Raw genomic sequence first — 17,541 nt, 5'->3', positions numbered from 1 at the left:
AATAGGAAAAATTATGTTTAGCTTTGGTCGATTTGACAAGGTGGATCACCTTGCAATTGCAGTCTACGACTTGGATAAAGCCGTTGACTATTATACAGGGGTGCTGGGGTATTCTTTTAAAGAAAGAAGGCAAACAAACGGTGAATATAGTGGGATGAAGTCAGCGGTTCTAGAGGGACAAGATTTTTCGATTGTACTTTTAGCTTCCGACGGAAGAAACTCACAAATAACTAAATTTTTGTCCAACTTTGGGCCAGGAGTTCAGCATGTGGCGTTTTCAGTTGATGATATTGAGGTCGTTTATGATGAACTGTTAGATAAAGGTATTGAGTTTTCAACCCACATTATAAAAGGCCCGGGTTTAAGACAGGTTTTTACAAAGCGGGACGAAAATAGCGGCATGATGTACGAGTTTATTGAGCGATGTGGTAACAAGTACTTTGATGAAGACAATATTACTTCGCTTTTTAGCCAATTAGAACAAGCTGGCCAGTATTAGTAAAGGGGTATGACACAATGTACAAATGTAGTGAGGTTATGAACTTCTTAAATGAAATATCGTACCAATATCCAAGTGCTGACTCATTGGCGTCTGGTAGACCCAATGAAGACCATTTTGACAGCATAAACTTTAAACAATATGAGCAAGCTTTTATAAAATACTTTTCAGAAAAGAAAGGGATTCAATCTGAACGTGCTGAAAAGTTATTATACCAATACGGCCCTACAGCAGGTATTGCCAATGAGATATTCAAAACTTATCTAAGTAGTCAGTTTGAGATCAGTTGTGAGGCTGAGCATATTATCATCACCAATGGCTGCCAGGAAGCGCTAACTTTGCTGATAATAGAGTTTCTAAAAGCTGAGAGCGACTACATCTTGATTCCAGAGCCTAGTTACATCGGTATTTCCGGTATTGTGAAAGCGCTTGGAAAAAACATGAAGCCTGTTTCCATGCTGCGCTACGATCATAATGTTAATCAGTATGTAATCGACCTCAATACTTTGGAGTTGAACATTCTGTTGCTTCGAAATTCAAATAAGTGTCCAAAACTCATTTATCTAAACTTAGAGTTTAATAACCCCCTTGGTTTTAGTGTTTCCGAGCAAGATAAATTAGCTCTTTTAGCACTCTGTCAAAAGTATGATATTGCAATAATAGAGGATAATCCTTATGGGCTCTTCAACTTTGCAGAGCAGAGAGTGCCAACTCTCAAGTCTCTGGATAATGATAACCGTGTTTTTTATATTGATTCGTTTGCCAAAACCTTGTGTCCAGCCTTACGAGTAGGTTGCTTGGTATGCCCTGCAGGGAGGGAGAAACAAGTGAAGTCTCTGATTGAATTGAAGAGCTTCGTTTCTGTAAATACAAGCCAGTTATCACAAAGCATTATTATGGGCTTCCTTCTCAATAATAGTTTTAATTTTAAAGGCAAGCTTGAAACGGCTAATAAAGATTATTTTGATAGAAGAAACGCGATGTTATCCGCTTTAGAAAAGCACTTTGGTTTGTTAGAAAGTGTTAGTTGGAATATCCCTGGAGGTGGCTTTTTTCTGGTCATTAATACGCCATGGGAGTTTACCTTTAATGATGTTGAAGAGTGTGCGAGAGATTTTGGTGTCATATTCATGCCTGTCAGCTTTTTTGCAAATGAAGATATGCATTGGAGCAAAGTCATTAGGTTAGCTTATAGTAATCTGGATGTAGCACAGATTGAAGTTGCGGTTAGCAAGTTAGCGAAGTTTTTAGTACATAAGCAGCAAACGTCCCAGAGCACTAAGAGTGAGATAGAATATGTGTTATAATTTAGATAAAAATAATGTTAAAGAGGTTATGCTTGCACAGTTTTCGGCTTGTGGGGTGGATGCTGAGCAAGCCTATATTATTTCGGAACACCTTATTCAAGCCAGTCTTTGTGGCATAGATACTCATGGCATCTCGTTGTTTAAAACTTATCTTAAAGAGTTTCAACAGGGGCAAGCTAATATAAAGCCTGACTTGAAGTGGGAAAGGGAAATGCCAGTAAGTGCACTGTTGGACGCTGACGGTGCAAATGGTGTTTATGCTGCAGACTTAGCAATGAAAAAAGCGATAGAAAAAGCTCAGACAACAGGAGTAGGTATTGTTGTTGTTAAAAACTCTAATCATTTTGCTGCAGCTTCAAATTACACCAGATTAGCGTCTGATAAAAAACTCATTGGTATGTGTATGAGCAACAGTGATGCACTGGTTGCTTTAATTGGTGGTAAAGATCCTTTTTTAGGTACTAATCCGATTGCATTTTCTGCTCCAGGTAAAAAGAGTAGTGGGTTTGATTTTGATATGGCAACCAGTCAGATATCCTACACCAAACTCTCTAGAAGTATTGCAAGTGGGGAACCTATTACACCGGGCTGGGGAGCGGATAAACAGGGAGTTGATTTAGCTGAGCAAAAGGGAGTGTTTAATGCGTTACTTCCTTTAGGCGGTTATAAGGGGCAAGCTCTTGGGTTCATGGTTCAGATGCTAACATCTGTGTTGGCAGAAGACATGCCATTTGACCATAATATGTCACATTTATACACTGAGCCATTTGATAAACCACGACAGGTTTCCCACTTGATGTTGGTTATTGAACCTGGATTATTTATGGAGTATGATAAATACACAGAGCGAGTCGACTTACTACTTGAGCTGGCAAAGGAGCATTCACCAGAAGGGATGATCAGTGGTGAAAAAGAACGCTTATCTAAATTACAGCGTACTTGTCACGGTATTCCAATCTATGAAGAAGACATTCCTTGGTTTTCTGAAATCGACAGGAGCGAAGGAGTTGCTTGAGCCTATTAACACTAAATAAATGTATGCTGCTTATGACTTGAGAGTACTTAAGTCAAACTAATAATAATAATTTTTGCTCTATGGTTATACTCGAAATGGAAGACAATAAAAAATACTATCTAAAAGAAAGTGTGTATGCAGAACCTCTTATCAACAACTGGTATGCGTGGTCGTATTTACTCTCCCCAATCACATATTCACTCTATTTGAAGAACACTCATCGCCGTTTACTAAATTCATTTTTAAATAATGCTGAGCTGCATATTCTTGCCAATACCAATAAAGCAATGTCTGGCGGTGGTGAGTTCGTAAACTGTACACGTGAGGATTATAACGCAATAAAGGCGCATTACGACAGACTCGCCGAAGAGTATGGAGATTTGATTGAAGTAGCTGATGATATTAAAAAGCTTGACCAAATGCTGTTAGCACATCAGTCTGGTGAATCATTAGAACCTCTGTACGGTGATATTCCACCAAGCCTAAAAGGGTTTGTGGAGCTACTGATGGATCGTCAGCATCGACCAGACTATCGCATCATTGAGTCACTGGTTTATAGCAGTCCCTTATATAAAGAATCAATTCAGAGTATGTGTTTTGGTATAAATGAAGGTGACAAAGAGCGAGCATTTGTATTTAGTACACCTCGTATAAACTATACTCAAAGATTAAAGATTAATCAGCCTTTCAACTCTCAGTTTTGGGATAAGCTTTTTCGATTAAGAACTAGTCCGCTACTAGGTTCTGAGGTTAAAGTGTTATTTTCAGGCGTGGATACTGAAGGACTACTTTCCTTTGAAAGCTTATTTACCGAGTATGAGCCTGCACAACCTAACCCTAAACAAATAAAGTCTGCTCGAATTACTTATGTTGGACACGCTGGGCTATTAATTGAGAGTAAGCAGTCGAATGTTTTGATTGACCCTATGATAGGTGTTCCCAATGAGTTAAATCGTGATGACATGATTTCCTATTCTCAACTACCTGAAAAAATTGATTATGTGCTGTTAACTCATAACCATTCTGACCATGTTCACTTTGAAACCTTATTGCAACTTAGAAGTCGAATTGGAAAAGTTGTAGTACCTAAGAATAATGGTGGTGGGCTATTGGATCCATCACTAAAGCTTATGCTTTCTCGAATTGGATTTGACGTTGTTGAGGTGGATGACTTGGAAGAAATCGTCATACCAGATGGAAAAATTTTGAGTATTCCATTTCTTGGCGAACACGGCGATTTAAATATTAGAAGTAAAGCTGGGTGGTTTATCGAGATTAATGACAAAAAGATTTATGCCGGTGCCGACTCTTCGAATTTGTCTCCAGAAATGTTTATGTATGTCAAGAAATTGATAGGTGAGCTAGACGTATTAGCAATAGGAATGGAATGTGTTGGTGCACCATTCACTTGGGCGTATGGCGCACTATTTACTGACAAAGTTCATAAACAAGTCAAAGAAAGCAGAAGGCTTAACGGGACCGACAGTGCTCAAGCACTGGATATGGTAGATACGTTCAAGCCAAAACAAGCGCTGGTTTATGCACTTGGATACGAAAGTTATTATGGTTACATGATGGGGATGGATTATTCAGATGACTCGAAACAAATTGTGGAGTCAAAGCGCTTCTTGGAGCAATGTAAAGAGAAAAATGTAACAGCGAAGTTGCTTACTGAAAAGTACACACTGGACTTAATTTAGTTAATGCCTAGGTTAGATAAAATAATAAAAGTAAATAACTTCAATGTAAATATTAAAAGAGTTGAAAGTACTTTCCACGCCAATTGAAAGCAAAATGGACAGTACTTTGTTAAGGGAAATTACGTTAAAAATGAAAATTCAAGACTTAGTGAAAATAGGGGAAACACCGCTAATCCATCACATAGAGACTAAAGGGGTTAGGCCTTTAGTATGGGCTCAGGAAAATAAGGATGCTGTCCATAACTTACTGGATGAAAATGGAGCGTTGTTAATTAAAGGGCTAAAGATAATCAGTTCTAAACAGCTTAGTCAGTTCTTGCAAACCATATTTGGTGACGAATTGCTTGATTACTCTTATCGTTCGACACCTCGTAAAGAGTTAGGTAGCAAAATTTATACGGCGACAGAGTACCATAGAAGTGAAACCATCCCTTTACACAATGAAAACTCATATAGTGATGAATGGGCTCGGCACATAGGTTTTTTCTGTATGTTACCTTCTTCAAGTGGTGGTCAAACACCTATTGCAGATGGCGAAAAAGTTTATCAACAGTTACCCGTTCACATTAAAGATAAATTTGAACAAAAGGGTGTTATGTATGTCCGTAATTATTCAGATATTGATCTGCCTTGGACAGAAGTTTTTCAGACAGATTGCAAAGAACAAGTATCGGAAATATGCAGAAAGAGAAATATCAAGTGTTTGTGGCTTGAAGACAATAGACTAAGAACTTCACAAATTAATCAAGCTATTGTAGTTCACCCAGTCAGCGGCAACAAGGTATGGTTTAATCAAGCACATTTGTTTCATATTAGTCGGCAAGACCAGGAAGTTCAAGATAGCTTGTTATCAACATTGGGGTACGAATTTTTACCCCGCAATGCCTACTATGGTGACGGTACCCCTATCGAGACTGTATATTTAGATGCTATTCGCCAAACGTACGAAGATGTAAAAATAAGTTTTGATTGGCAAAAATCAGACATAATGTTACTTGATAACATGCGCTTTGCTCATGGGCGAACTCCGTTTGATGGCGAACGTAAAATTTTAGTCGGAATGGCTAATGCGTGCCAGAGTAATCAGGGGAGTTAGCTACGTGAACAATCGCTTCCCATTGTTATTTAGAGCGACATTATTTGTGTTGCTTCCGCTATTATGTGTCGCGAGCTATTTTTATTCTCAATTGAGTCAATCTGTACCAGATTACGGAACCGTATATTCGATTGAAAATGAAGAAGTTAAGGCAAACATTGCGTTTTCAAGTGATGGTGTTCCTCACGTACAAGGTCAGAATATTAAGGACCTTTTTTTCGCCATAGGGTACACCCATGCAATGGAAAGGCTTTGGCAATTAGAAGTGAGCCGCAGAATAGCTGATGGAACCCTGAGCCAAGTTATGGGTGAAGCCGCTTTGCCTTTAGATTCAGTAATGCGAGCTTATGGCTTACTTCAGGCTGCAGAAAATACTAAGTCAGCCCTTGATAAAGAAACTATTGCATCATTGGTAGCTTATGCAGAAGGTATCAATTATTGGCTGAAAAATAATAACAAACTACTTCCCCCCGAATTTCTGGTTGCAGGGGTAGAGCCAGAACTATGGAAGCCGGTTGACTCTATAGCAATCATCAAGTTATTTGCGTTGAGCTTGTCTGGGAACATGGATGATGAATTAAATCGACTTGCTAAGAAAAAGTTGTTTCCGAATGTGCCAATGGAAGTATTTTATCCATACGACTTGGTTGAAACACCTGAAGAAGTAACTCAATTAAGCCTAAATAACTCTTATTCTCACACTCCGAAGTTGGCTACCCAGTTTGAACTGTTACAGCAAAAAGGAAATATTGGTGGTCGTTATGTTGGTAGTAACGCTTGGGTTGTTTCAGGCAAGCACACGGACTCTGGTAAGCCAATTTTAGCCAATGATCCTCATCTTGGGATTAGTCTTCCTTCATATTGGTACGCAGCAGAAATGAGCAGTGCTAGTGAGCACCTTAAAGGTATGACACTAGTGGGATTGCCATATGTTGTATTGGGTAAAAATCAGCATATAGCATGGGGAGCGACTAACATGATGGCAGATCAGCAGGATCTGTTTATTGAGACTGTCTCTGCAGAAAACCCTCGTCAGTATTTGCTTGATGATGAATGGCTGGATTTTTCCTTTCGCAAAGAACTCTTCGATGTAAAGTCAATTTATCCACAATGGATGTCAAAGAAAGCTAGACCTACAACCGCAGTTTATCGCAGAACTCAAGCTGGAGCAGTGTTGCTGGAACAAACTTCACAAGCAGACTTTTTACTTTCGCTACGTTGGGTTGCGCTCGAAAATAATGATACTTCATTGGATGCGTTCTACAAACTTCAGTTTAGCCGGAACTGGCAAGAGTTTCGCTCGGCACTGGCGATGCTAAAAGCGCCTTCACTTAACTTTGTTTATGCAGATAATGAGGGAAATATTGGTTTCCAGGCCTCAGGCGCTATTCCCATAAGAGGAAATGGAGATGGTACTAGTCCACAGTTAGGTAGCCGGTCTGAAAATCATTGGCAGGGTTATTTGGAGTTTGATCTGTTACCTAGTCAATATAATCCCGAACAAGGTTTTATTGTATCGGCTAACGACAAACCAGAAAGTGAAATTGCAGATAAGATGTCGCATGAATGGGCGTCGGATTATAGAAAAAACAGAATATCTGAAATACTGACGCAGCATGTTGAAAACAATCGTAAAATGTCATTTAGGGATATGCAGCAAATGCAAAGGGATGTTATTGATAAAAGTGTTTTTCCGTTGTTAGACCTTATGCGTAAAGTGGAAGTAAAGGAGCCAGCGCAACAGAAAGCTATTGATATATTGAAACAGTGGCAAGGTGAATTTTCTAAAGACAGTGTTGGCGCAACCATTTATAAAGCTTGGTTTGAACAGCTGAAAAGTAACGTTTTGACCGCTAACTTACTTCAAACCAGCGATCAAGTTCGGGAGCAAGGTGCACTAACGCGACTGATTAGTGTAGTTACTGCAGAACAGTTGGTGAAATTCATGACACAGTATAGTGACTGTAACAATAGTACCGTGCCGTGTTTGCTTCACTTTCAAAACAGCTTGAGTCAATCTCTGCGTATGCTGCGTAAGCTTTCGTCCTCTGATGATATGAATGAATGGGAGTGGGGGAGTTTGCATCGTTCTCGTTATGACCATATCACTTTTTCGGATGTCAAGTTGCTTGAAGAACTGATGTCTAGAGAGCGTTGGGCCGAAGGAAGTGAAAATAGTATAAATGTATCAAATAGCCGCTTAGATAGAACTGAGGGCTTTTTCAAAGATTATGGCGCCGGCTTTCGCCAAATTATGTCTCCTGGCTCTAATCAAAAACATGACTTTGGTATTGTGTCAGGTCAATCAGGTAATGTCTTTAGCCCTTTATATGACAACTACTTAGCGACGGAAGCTAATAGGGCAAGGAAATGAGTATTTTAGGTTTATTTTCAAAACACGCACCGAATAAAACATTTATCTCAATAGGTTGCGGCATTTTGGCGGGGGGGCTTTATTCACTACTGATCCCCCTTGTTATGCTTGCAATTGAACCGCGGAACAGCGGAATTGGTATCGTAGCCTCAAAGCCCCAGTTGGTTGGTATGGTAGAAATAACCAACACAAACTTAGCTTTATTTTTTTTGGCGGTGTGCACTGGAATTGTATTTTTAAGGACGCTCTCTCAAGTGTTACTAGCAAGAGTTGGTTTGAACATTGTTAGTTCAATGCGTAAAGATCTATACACTAAAATAAGCAATTCTTATCAGTTGGCGTTAGAAAATGTAGGTAAAGCTAGACTAAATCAACTTTTTACGACTGACATTCAAAGAATAGTCATTGGAGCTAGAGCCCTGCCAGAAATACTTGTCAATTTAGTTACATTGATTGGGCTGTTAATGTACCTAATGCTTTTGAATATGAATGTGTTTTGGTACGTGATCGGTGCGGTTCTGTTTGGGGTTATTGCTTATCAGATCCCAGTTATGTTTAGTCAACGCTTATTTCTTAGAGCAAGACATGAATTAGACTCTTTGCAAACTAATTTTATAGCACTAATTGAAGGCTCGATGGAACTTAAGGTTAATAACAAGAAACGAGAAGACTTCTTTAATAACAATCTATTAGTAGCAGAAGATTCAAATGTGTCGCTGGATAAGAAAGGACAAACAATCATTCAATTAGCAGACAACTGCGGTGACATGATTGGTTTTCTTGTAATAGGCATGGTGTCATTTGTTATAGTTAATTATGAGTCTATGTCCATGGCTGAGTTGACCGCAGTGGTCATGACATTGATGTATATTACTGGGCCTGTGGCCACTCTTATGAATGTTTTTCCCGCAATTGTTGTGTCACGCATATCTTTGCAACAAATGGAATTAACACTGAAAGAAATTGAGCAAGAGCAAATAAATCGAAACGTAACTGAAATACCTGAATGGCAGAGTTTGAGGTTGAACAATATCTCATTTGCTTATGATTCGTTCCCTTATAGTAATAGAGCGAAAAGTCTGGAAGCAAGTGCAATTAATGACAGGAAATTTTCAGTCGGACCTATAAGCCTGGAGGTACGAAAAGGCGAAATTACTTTTATTCTTGGTGGTAATGGTTCTGGGAAAACAACACTAAGTAAATTGATTAGCCTACATTACCTTTCTGAGAGTGGAGATATTCTGTTTGATGATGTGTCAGTTGATAAGAATAATCTGATCAGTTATCGACAAGGCATTGCCTGTGTATTCTCTGACTACTATTTGTTCGAAAATTTACTTGGTGTGGAAAATTCATGTAGCCAAGTGGTTCAAGACGAGGTAACTCGATATCTTGAGTTGTTGGAGTTGAGCCATAAGGTGTCGTTCGACAACGGGCGATTTTCAACGTTGGATTTATCTGATGGTCAGAGAAGAAGGTTAGCGTTGTTGGTCGCATTCATGGATGATAAAGAGTTGTACATTTTTGACGAATGGGCAGCAGATCAGGACCCACAGTTTAAAGATACATTTTATCAGTTCATTTTGCCTGCGCTAAGATCAAAAGGGAAGGCGGTGGTTGCTATCACACACGATGATCGCTACTTCGATATGGCAGACAAGATTATTGAATTGGAAAATGGAAGATTAAATAAAACGTTTATTTCGCGGTCTGATACTAGAAAGTGGCACAGAAAGTTGAGCGCGAACAAGTAACTTACGAGGTTGTGTAGATGGATAGAGTTAAGGTAAAAAAGCGAAAGGCGTTTTTTAAGAATAAAACATTAATGATTAGTGGAGCTCTTTTATTAGCATTGCTTATTCTTTGGTCTGGAGATGGAAATGAAGTTCAACGCAGTGACATACGTATAGCGACGGTCGAAAAAGGTAATATCGAGGAAGTTGTTGATGGTTACGGTGAGTTGCGCTCGAGTAACGAAAAGCTAATTACTGCCATGACTGAAGCAACTGTTGTTGAAATACTAAAAAAGCCAGGTGCAGTGGTTAAGCCTAGTACAGTTATCGTGAAGCTAGAAAGTCCTAGATTAAAGAAAGAGCTAGAAGATAGTCGTAAAGCATTGGTTACTCATGATGCAAATTTTAGGCAATTAAAACTAGCTCAAAAACAAAACATGTTGTCTGAACTGGTTATTTTAACTAATTATAAGTCTGAATATGACAGCGCTGAATTGAATTTAGCTGCACAGCAACAGTTACATGAAATGGGTAGCACTTCTTCGATCCAACTAAAGACGGCAAGTAAAGAAGTAGACCGTTTGGAAAAACTGATCATTTTCCAAAAGGAAAAAATTAGGCAGCTTGAGTTTATTGAAAAGGAACAATTGAACATTCAGCAGTCTGTAAGAGAGCAGCTTGAGGGTGATTATAAGTTGTTGTTGGAAGAGTATGAATCATTGAATATGGTTGCAGGTATGGACGGTGTTTTGCAGCAGCAGCCTATTTCTTTAGGGCAAAATGTGATGGTTGGCCAAGAGGTTGCAAGAATTGGTAGTGCCTCTGAAATGTTGGCATTTATCATAGTTTCGCAAAGTAAAATTAACAAAGTTGCATTGGGAAATGAGGTCGCTATAAAAACTAGGCATGAAACGCTCAATGGGATAGTAAGACGTATTGATCCGATCGTAGAGAACAATAATGTGACGGTAGAAGTAGAGATTTTGAATCTAAACGGAAAGACAGTACGCCCTCTAATGCGAGTTGATGCAAAGATCTTTGTAGATACGGTGACTAACGTTTTGAAAATAGCGAAGCCGTCTCATATTCAGCAGGGTAGTGAAGCTATGGTGTATAAGCTTGATAGTGAAACTTCTGATGTAGCACATTTAACTAAGCTTCAGTTTGGTAGACATAACGGCAAAGAAATTGAAATTAAATCTGATGTTAATTCAGGTGATAAGCTGATAATAACCGAATTGCAACCTATGACGGATAAAACAATTAGAATATTAAATTAAGGAAAGGAAAAGTTAAGCAATGAAAGAGTCATTAATTAGTTTGAAGAACATTTCAAAAATATATGAAACAAGTGAAATTGAGTCTACTGTACTAAAGGATATAAACCTAGAGTTAATCAAGGGTGACTATTATTCTATATCTGGACCATCAGGCTCAGGTAAATCAACGTTGTTGTCTATTATTGGTTTATTGGATAGACCTACTTCAGGAAAAGTTCAAATTGCAGGTAAGGATATTACTAACCTCAATCAGCAAGATCTAGCTCAGATCCGTAATGAAAAAGTTGGCTTTGTATTTCAATCATTTAACTTGATTGATGATTTAAACGTTTTTGATAACGTGGCACTTGCTCTTCATTATCGCAGACCCAAGCTACCGGCTGAAGAAGTAAAAAAGAAGGTGAATTCTGCACTTGAGGCTGTTGAAATATCACACCGTTCGGGGCATTTCCCATCTCAATTATCAGGCGGTCAACAACAAAGAGTTGGTGTAGCTAGAGCACTGGCTGCTGAACCTGAATTCATACTTTTCGACGAACCTACAGGGAACTTGGATTCACGATCAAGTGAAAAAGTGATGGCGTTGATTAAGAAGTTAAATGAAAAAGGAATTGGGATTGTTATTGTAACCCACGAGGAAAAATATGCAGATATGGCAACAAATAGGCTGTTTTTGCTGGACGGTAAACTTGTAGAAAATAGTCAAGCTTTATTGGAGTCATAAGTATGAAAAACTTGTTTGGCTTGCGCTTTGCTCTCAATCAACTCAAGAAAACGCCCATAATATCGCTAACAATTATTACGACCTTGGCTATCACTATCGGTGTACTAATTTGTGTAGCGACGCTAAATTATTACTTAAATTTCAAACCACTCCCTTACACTGAGGAAGGAAGTATTTATCAAGTTAACAATACTTTTCATGAGCCGGGAGATAAGAAAGAGTGGCTTGCTTTCTCTATTCCTTTATTAGAGGAGTTATACAAGAATAATAGTGAATTCGAAGAGTCTGCACTTGTCTTCTACTGGGAAGACGTCGTGTCCTCACTAGAGTATCAGCCAAATGTAGGGCTTGCTTTTATAACGCCAGAGTATTTTTCATTATTTGATGCACCTATGGTGATAGGAAATCATTTTGACGTAAAAGATGGAATTAAATTTGACGAAGCAAGCGCAATAATAAGCCATGAATTTTGGCAAAATCACTTTGCTGGAGATGCTGATATTCTTCAAAAGAAACTGACAGTTGATGGTGTTAGTTACGCGATCGTGGGAGTACTTGATAGCCGTTTCGAAGAGCCTTTATTACGTGAGCAACCTTTTGCTAGTCAGATTTGGTTACCATGGGCTTTTAGCCCAATCTCAGAAGAAGAAAAATCAGATTGGGCTCAAATCAACAGTAATGCCGTTTATTATGCTCGCCTAAATAGTAATGAGAATGAAGAGCATGCAGCAAAAGCTATTACTCAACGTCAGCATGAGCGTTGGGAAAGTGCATTAAAGGGTGATATTGATTTTGCAAACTGGCGTATTTCAAATCAATTAACAAATTTAAGAGTTGCTATTATTGGTGATACGTACAAAACAGCTAACCTAATGTTAATTGCTGCATTGGGACTGCTGTTGATTGCCGCGAGTAACCTTATCAATATAGTTCTGTCTCGATCTTTACAAAGGCTTCACCAGTTTGCTGTTAGAGCTACATACGGAGCATCTATATCTACGTTGTTTAAAGAGGCATTTATTGAATATATGCTGCCTATAGCTATTGCAGTTATCCTTGCGTTTCCTATTGCTTCCTACGGGTTTATTTTATTTGAGGAGCACTTTGGTGCATCTATTGCCAGAGCTGGAGATCTCTCTATAGGTTCGTTTAGTGTTATAGTTGGAATTGTGGTAGGAACACTGTTAACCTCTATTTTTGCTTACCTTACTATCAGGCCTGTTGGTAATGGCAGCCTGTCTGATTTACTTCAATCAAGTGGCAAAGGTGTGTCTGCCCAAGTTAGCAAGAGCGCAAGAAATGGAATTATCGTTTTTCAAGTTGCTGTTGCTTCGTTTCTTGTTTTCTCTAATTTGGTACTGTTCAATGACGCAAAGATCAAAATCGATATTGATTATGGAATTCAGCTAGACAATGTATATAGCGTTAGATTGTCCTTTCCTTCAGGTGAAGAGCAGTCCCAAGCACAAATAGGTGGGTTGCTCAAAGAGGTCAAGTCCTCATTAATGGCATTAGATTCTGTAGAGAGTGTTAGTCAGTCAAGATCGCCAGCAAATAATTTTGGCTGGATATCGATAACGCCTTCGACTCTGGATAAGCCTATTATCTCAAACTTCAAGTTTATAGATGAAAAGTATTTTAGTTTGTTGCAGCAACCTGTTATTAGTGGTGAAACTTTTACACTCTCGGATATGAATGCAGGATCCCAGTATGCTGTGGTTAACGAAGCATTTTGGGCAACGCATTATAAAGACATTTCTCTGGAAGAAGCTACTGTGGACGTATATGGTGATGTGTATAGAGTGATTGGTGTTGTTAAAGGAGTGAGTACACCTAGAGCTGACAATAATACACCGCGATTGTACTTGCCTGCACGTCCAGGAAGTTTAGACTTTATGGTTAAACTCTCTCATAATAATATACCTAAAGAATATCTAGTAAATGGAGTTAAGGCGATATCCTCTCAGTTTAGTATATGGCAGTATAGCTCTATTAAGTCACTTTTTGATGACAGTATGTTGGTGGAAAGGACAACATTTTTTACCACATTTATCATGATAGTAACGGTTTTAATACTGGCATGTATAGGTCTGTATGGAATCTTTACTTACAATATTGACCTTAGAAAGCAAGAAGTTGCGACAAGACTATCATTAGGCGCTTTCCGTAAAGATATCATTCTAATGATTGCTTCTGATATAGGCCGAGTTATCGCAGTTGGTCTGGTTATCAGTACCGCTTTGGTTTTGTTACTAACTAAGCTATATAGTGAAGATGTGTCAATGTATTTAACAACTGACTTAATTCATATTTCTATATTAAGTGTATCAATAATAGCAATTACGGCATTTTTAAGTGCTGTAAGACCAGTAAAAAAGATTTTAAGAACTAATTTACGTGATTTATTGAAGTAACCTTAATGACAAAAAACGTCTGCTTGATGGCAGGCGTTTTGCTTCTTAAAAAACATATGTTTTAAGTGACTTAGGAAACCTATTTATGGGTGGGTTTACAGGAAGACGACTCCTTCAACAGCATTATTAACGTTGTGAACATAATTTCAAATAATTTAATTACATTGTTTAAAAATCTATAGTTATGTCTTCAAACAAAATGTTCGTTCGGCTTAATCCCAATCTGCTAGCAGTCATCACAAATAAAATAAAGGAATGAAACTAAATGTATCTAATGGCAGAGCCATCGCAAGCAAAATGCTTAATGTTAGAAAGTGCTTTGAAATACGCTGAGCAGCTCGTTTCGTATGAGTCAGTAACTCCAAATGAAGCAGGTTGTTCTACTTGGTTAAGCTCAATACTAAATGAGATGGGAGCAGATGTGGATGTGTTCGGCAGCAATGGCGTAACCAATATAGCGGCATGCTTCAACATGGGAGAAGGGCCGAATATAGCTTTTTGCGGTCATATCGACGTAGTACCAGCATTAAACATGGACAAGTGGTTCTTTCCACCGTTCAAATTAACTAGTTCAAATGGACAGATATATGGACGCGGCATTGCTGATATGAAGGGTGGTATAGCATGTGCTTTAGCTGCTCTACGGTCAATTCTAGATGAGAATCATCATTTGGGAGGCAAGTTTTGGTTTTTAATCACGAGCGATGAAGAGGGGGAGGCTGAATTCGGGTCTAAAGCCATAGTAGAAAAGTTAGCAAAAAGAAATGTTACATTAGACTACTGTATTATTGGTGAACCGACAGCTTCATATTGCTCTGGGGATGTGTTTAAAGTCGGGAGAAGAGGATCTCTAAGCTTTGATCTTAAGATAACAGGTAAAAGTGGTCATGTGGCATACCCTCAGTATGGCGTTAACTCCATTCATTTAGCGCATGAAGTAATTTCTAATTTAAAATGTTTACCATGGTATAAAGATAATGCCGATTGTTCAGATACATCGATGCAATTCACTCATATAGACTCCGGGAAATGGTCAGACAATGTCATTCCTAACTCAATATCGATAAGTTTTAATATCCGTTATTCAGATGAATACACGAAGGAGGAGTTAATAAAGCTGGTCAAAGAAAAAATAGATGAAGTTACTAGTGAGTATGATCTGAGGACATATCGTCACTGTGAGTCATACCTTTCTAAAAGTATAGATGACAGTCAAAAATGTCTACTTAAAACTGTTGAGAAAACAATTAATAAGCGTGGTTTTAAGCCCAATAAATCAATTTCAGGTGGAACTTCGGATGGTCGTTTTTTTAAACATATTAGCTCACAAGTGATAGAGCTAGGGTTACCAAACAATACTATTCACCAAGAGAACGAGTGCGTCAAAATTTCAGATATGAAAGATTTATCACTGATCTACAAAGATTTATTCGAAACGTTATGGACTCAATAAATTACCACATACACTCTATAAAGGTGTCGTAACTTAACTGAAAATAAAGTTTATCGGTTACGTTTGGCGAACAGCTTTTTAGTAGCACAAACTTTATGGTTAGTATAATTGAGGATTAATATGAAAAGTATAAGTAATCTGTTTGTTGTTCCCAAAAAGAATTCAGAAGCTAGTCTTCGTATCTTTTGCTTTCCGTATGCTGGAGGGTCAATAAATGCTTTTTATAATTGGGCAGAGAAGTGCCCTAGAAATATTGAACTTGTCTTAGTTAATCCACCCGGAAGAGGGACAAGAATAGCTGAACCTGCTCACGAGTCCATGGAGTCATTAATTGAAGAAATTATGAGGCATAGTAATTATATTACGAGTAAGCCATTTGTATTTTTTGGACATAGCTTGGGAGCAAGAGTGGCTTTTGAATTGTCTTGTAAGTTGTTTGCAAAGTCATTGCCCTTACCAAATGCTCTTATAGCTTCAGCTAGTGGAGCTCCCCACATACAAAGAACCCACTCAACTACTTATAATTTGCCTGACAATGAATTTATTCGTAGTTTAATGGAGCTAAATGGTACACCGCAAGAGGTGATAGAAAATGCAGAAATGATGGAAATAATTATGCCTATGTTGCGGTGCGATTTTAAGATAGCAGAAACATACTTAGCTAATGAAGTTCAGATACCCACTCATATTCTTGTATTAAATGGTCAAGAAGATCTTGACATTACTGAGCAACAACTAGAAGCTTGGCAAAATATTTCAAAGTATAAAATCCAAAGAAAATCTATCCAGGGAGACCACTTTTTTATTTTACATTCTCCTTATAAAGTTTTGGAGGTGATTTTGAACTATTTAGAAAAACCTTTAGATACTTTAAAATGCGTTTAGAAGTAATTACTGTAATATGCCTTTGAATAACTTTCACCAAACACAAGCCCCTTTAAAAGATAGGGATCATTTTATATCAGATATCAATTATTGGGAGTTAAAAGCTGAGAAATTAACGTTAGTAAAGTGTAAGTTTTTCATAGAACATTATAAGGCACAATTATATGCAGAGTATGGTATAGCCTTCCCTTCAACGATAGAAAATGCAGTTGATAAAAGACAGGCTGAGTTTTTAGCTGGGAGGTTTGCGGCACAGTTAGCCCTATTGAAATTGGGCTTCTCCCAAAACAGTTTGCCTAATATAGGTTTTGACAAAAACCGATGTCCAATATGGCCAAAAGGATATGTTGGCTCCATCGCTCATTCATCAACCTCAGCAGTCTGCGTTTTAAGCAACAATAAAAGCCATTTGGGTTTAGACATAGAAGATGTTATGAGTCCTGATAGTGCATCCCTAATATCATATATTGTACATAACAATGTCGAGTTAAACTTGTTGAGTGCAGTTTGCTCGAGCGAAGCAGAGGCTACAACCATAATATTTTCAGCTAAAGAAAGCCTATTTAAGGCTCTTTATCCAAAATTAAATGTTTATTTTGACTTTGATTGTGCAAGGGTCGTTAGTGTTGATAGATATAATGCTACATTGAAACTAAAACTAGTAGACGACTTTGTTAGGGTGCATAGAATTCCTCAATATTATTATTGCAGATATACAATTTTGGACGAAGTGGTAATTACACTAATAGATTAATTTCAAACCTATATTATAGCTTGCTTTTTACTTAATGATTTCTTCAACATTTTATTCCCGATTCCACTACATACACAAGGGAGACAAAACAGTTTGGATCAACTTCAACATACGTGTGTAGCTGACTAAATCAGGAAAGTATCGTTGCCAGTCTTGGCACAGAAATTTGGTGTAGTAGGTTTTAAAGTCTCTGTAACCTGATTGGTGAAACGTAATCTTAATAGTCATCACTGTAGTGGCATAGTTAATTTGGCCACCCATTAAGAAAGAAATGTTATGCTAATAAGCATACAAATTTGGGTGAAAA

General features: G+C 38.1%; 13 protein-coding genes. All 13 read left to right on the top strand.

What is annotated here, in order from left to right:
- The first annotated feature begins 13 nt into the window (after positions 1-13).
- Positions 14-499: a VOC family protein gene (locus tag MTF64_RS19080; RefSeq protein WP_248452358.1), complete on the top strand. Its 486-nt coding sequence runs from the start codon at positions 14-16 to the stop codon at positions 497-499.
- Between the two features lie 38 nt (positions 500-537).
- Positions 538-1,806 (top strand): PLP-dependent aminotransferase family protein, encoded by a 1,269-nt coding sequence (locus tag MTF64_RS19075; RefSeq protein ID WP_248452356.1) that lies wholly within the window; start codon positions 538-540, stop codon positions 1,804-1,806.
- Positions 1,796-2,821, top strand: coding sequence for an Ldh family oxidoreductase (locus MTF64_RS19070; RefSeq protein WP_248452355.1), 1,026 nt, complete (start codon positions 1,796-1,798; stop codon positions 2,819-2,821). Before MTF64_RS19075 ends, MTF64_RS19070 begins: the two co-directional genes overlap by 11 nt.
- Before the next feature lie 95 nt (positions 2,822-2,916).
- Entirely contained in the window at positions 2,917-4,521 is a 1,605-nt protein-coding gene (locus tag MTF64_RS19065) for an MBL fold metallo-hydrolase (RefSeq protein WP_248452353.1), read from the top strand.
- 130 nt (positions 4,522-4,651) lie between these two features.
- Positions 4,652-5,617, top strand: a complete 966-nt coding sequence (locus MTF64_RS19060; RefSeq protein ID WP_248452351.1) for a TauD/TfdA family dioxygenase — start codon at positions 4,652-4,654, stop codon at positions 5,615-5,617.
- A gap of 4 nt (positions 5,618-5,621) precedes the next feature.
- Positions 5,622-7,991: a penicillin acylase family protein gene (locus MTF64_RS19055; protein WP_248452350.1), complete on the top strand. Its 2,370-nt coding sequence runs from the start codon at positions 5,622-5,624 to the stop codon at positions 7,989-7,991.
- Positions 7,988-9,745, top strand: a complete 1,758-nt coding sequence (locus MTF64_RS19050) for a cyclic peptide export ABC transporter (protein WP_248452348.1) — start codon at positions 7,988-7,990, stop codon at positions 9,743-9,745. The genes MTF64_RS19055 and MTF64_RS19050 overlap by 4 nt, the downstream gene beginning before the upstream one ends.
- Before the next feature lie 17 nt (positions 9,746-9,762).
- Entirely contained in the window at positions 9,763-11,004 is a 1,242-nt protein-coding gene (locus MTF64_RS19045; protein WP_248452346.1) for an HlyD family efflux transporter periplasmic adaptor subunit, read from the top strand.
- Between the two features lie 19 nt (positions 11,005-11,023).
- On the top strand, positions 11,024-11,728 hold the full coding sequence (locus MTF64_RS19040) for an ABC transporter ATP-binding protein (RefSeq protein WP_248452345.1): 705 nt from the start codon (positions 11,024-11,026) through the stop codon (positions 11,726-11,728).
- 2 nt (positions 11,729-11,730) lie between these two features.
- Entirely contained in the window at positions 11,731-14,142 is a 2,412-nt protein-coding gene (locus tag MTF64_RS19035; RefSeq protein ID WP_248452344.1) for an ABC transporter permease, read from the top strand.
- A gap of 274 nt (positions 14,143-14,416) precedes the next feature.
- The gene (gene dapE / locus MTF64_RS19030; RefSeq protein ID WP_248452342.1) at positions 14,417-15,595 is read left to right on the top strand and encodes a succinyl-diaminopimelate desuccinylase; all 1,179 of its coding nucleotides are present in this window, start codon (positions 14,417-14,419) and stop codon (positions 15,593-15,595) included.
- Positions 15,596-15,715: 120 nt separating this feature from the next.
- Entirely contained in the window at positions 15,716-16,480 is a 765-nt protein-coding gene (locus MTF64_RS19025; RefSeq protein WP_248452341.1) for a thioesterase domain-containing protein, read from the top strand.
- A 16-nt stretch (positions 16,481-16,496) separates the two neighbouring features.
- Positions 16,497-17,234: a 4'-phosphopantetheinyl transferase superfamily protein gene (locus tag MTF64_RS19020; RefSeq protein ID WP_248452340.1), complete on the top strand. Its 738-nt coding sequence runs from the start codon at positions 16,497-16,499 to the stop codon at positions 17,232-17,234.
- Positions 17,235-17,541: the final 307 nt, after the last annotated feature.

The sequence above is a fragment of the Pseudoalteromonas sp. 2CM41L genome, assembly GCF_023161905.1.
Classification (GTDB): Bacteria; Pseudomonadota; Gammaproteobacteria; order Enterobacterales; family Alteromonadaceae; genus Pseudoalteromonas; species Pseudoalteromonas atlantica.
The sequence above is the reverse complement of the archived record's forward strand: the minus strand, read 5'-3'. Positions and strand labels throughout refer to the sequence as shown.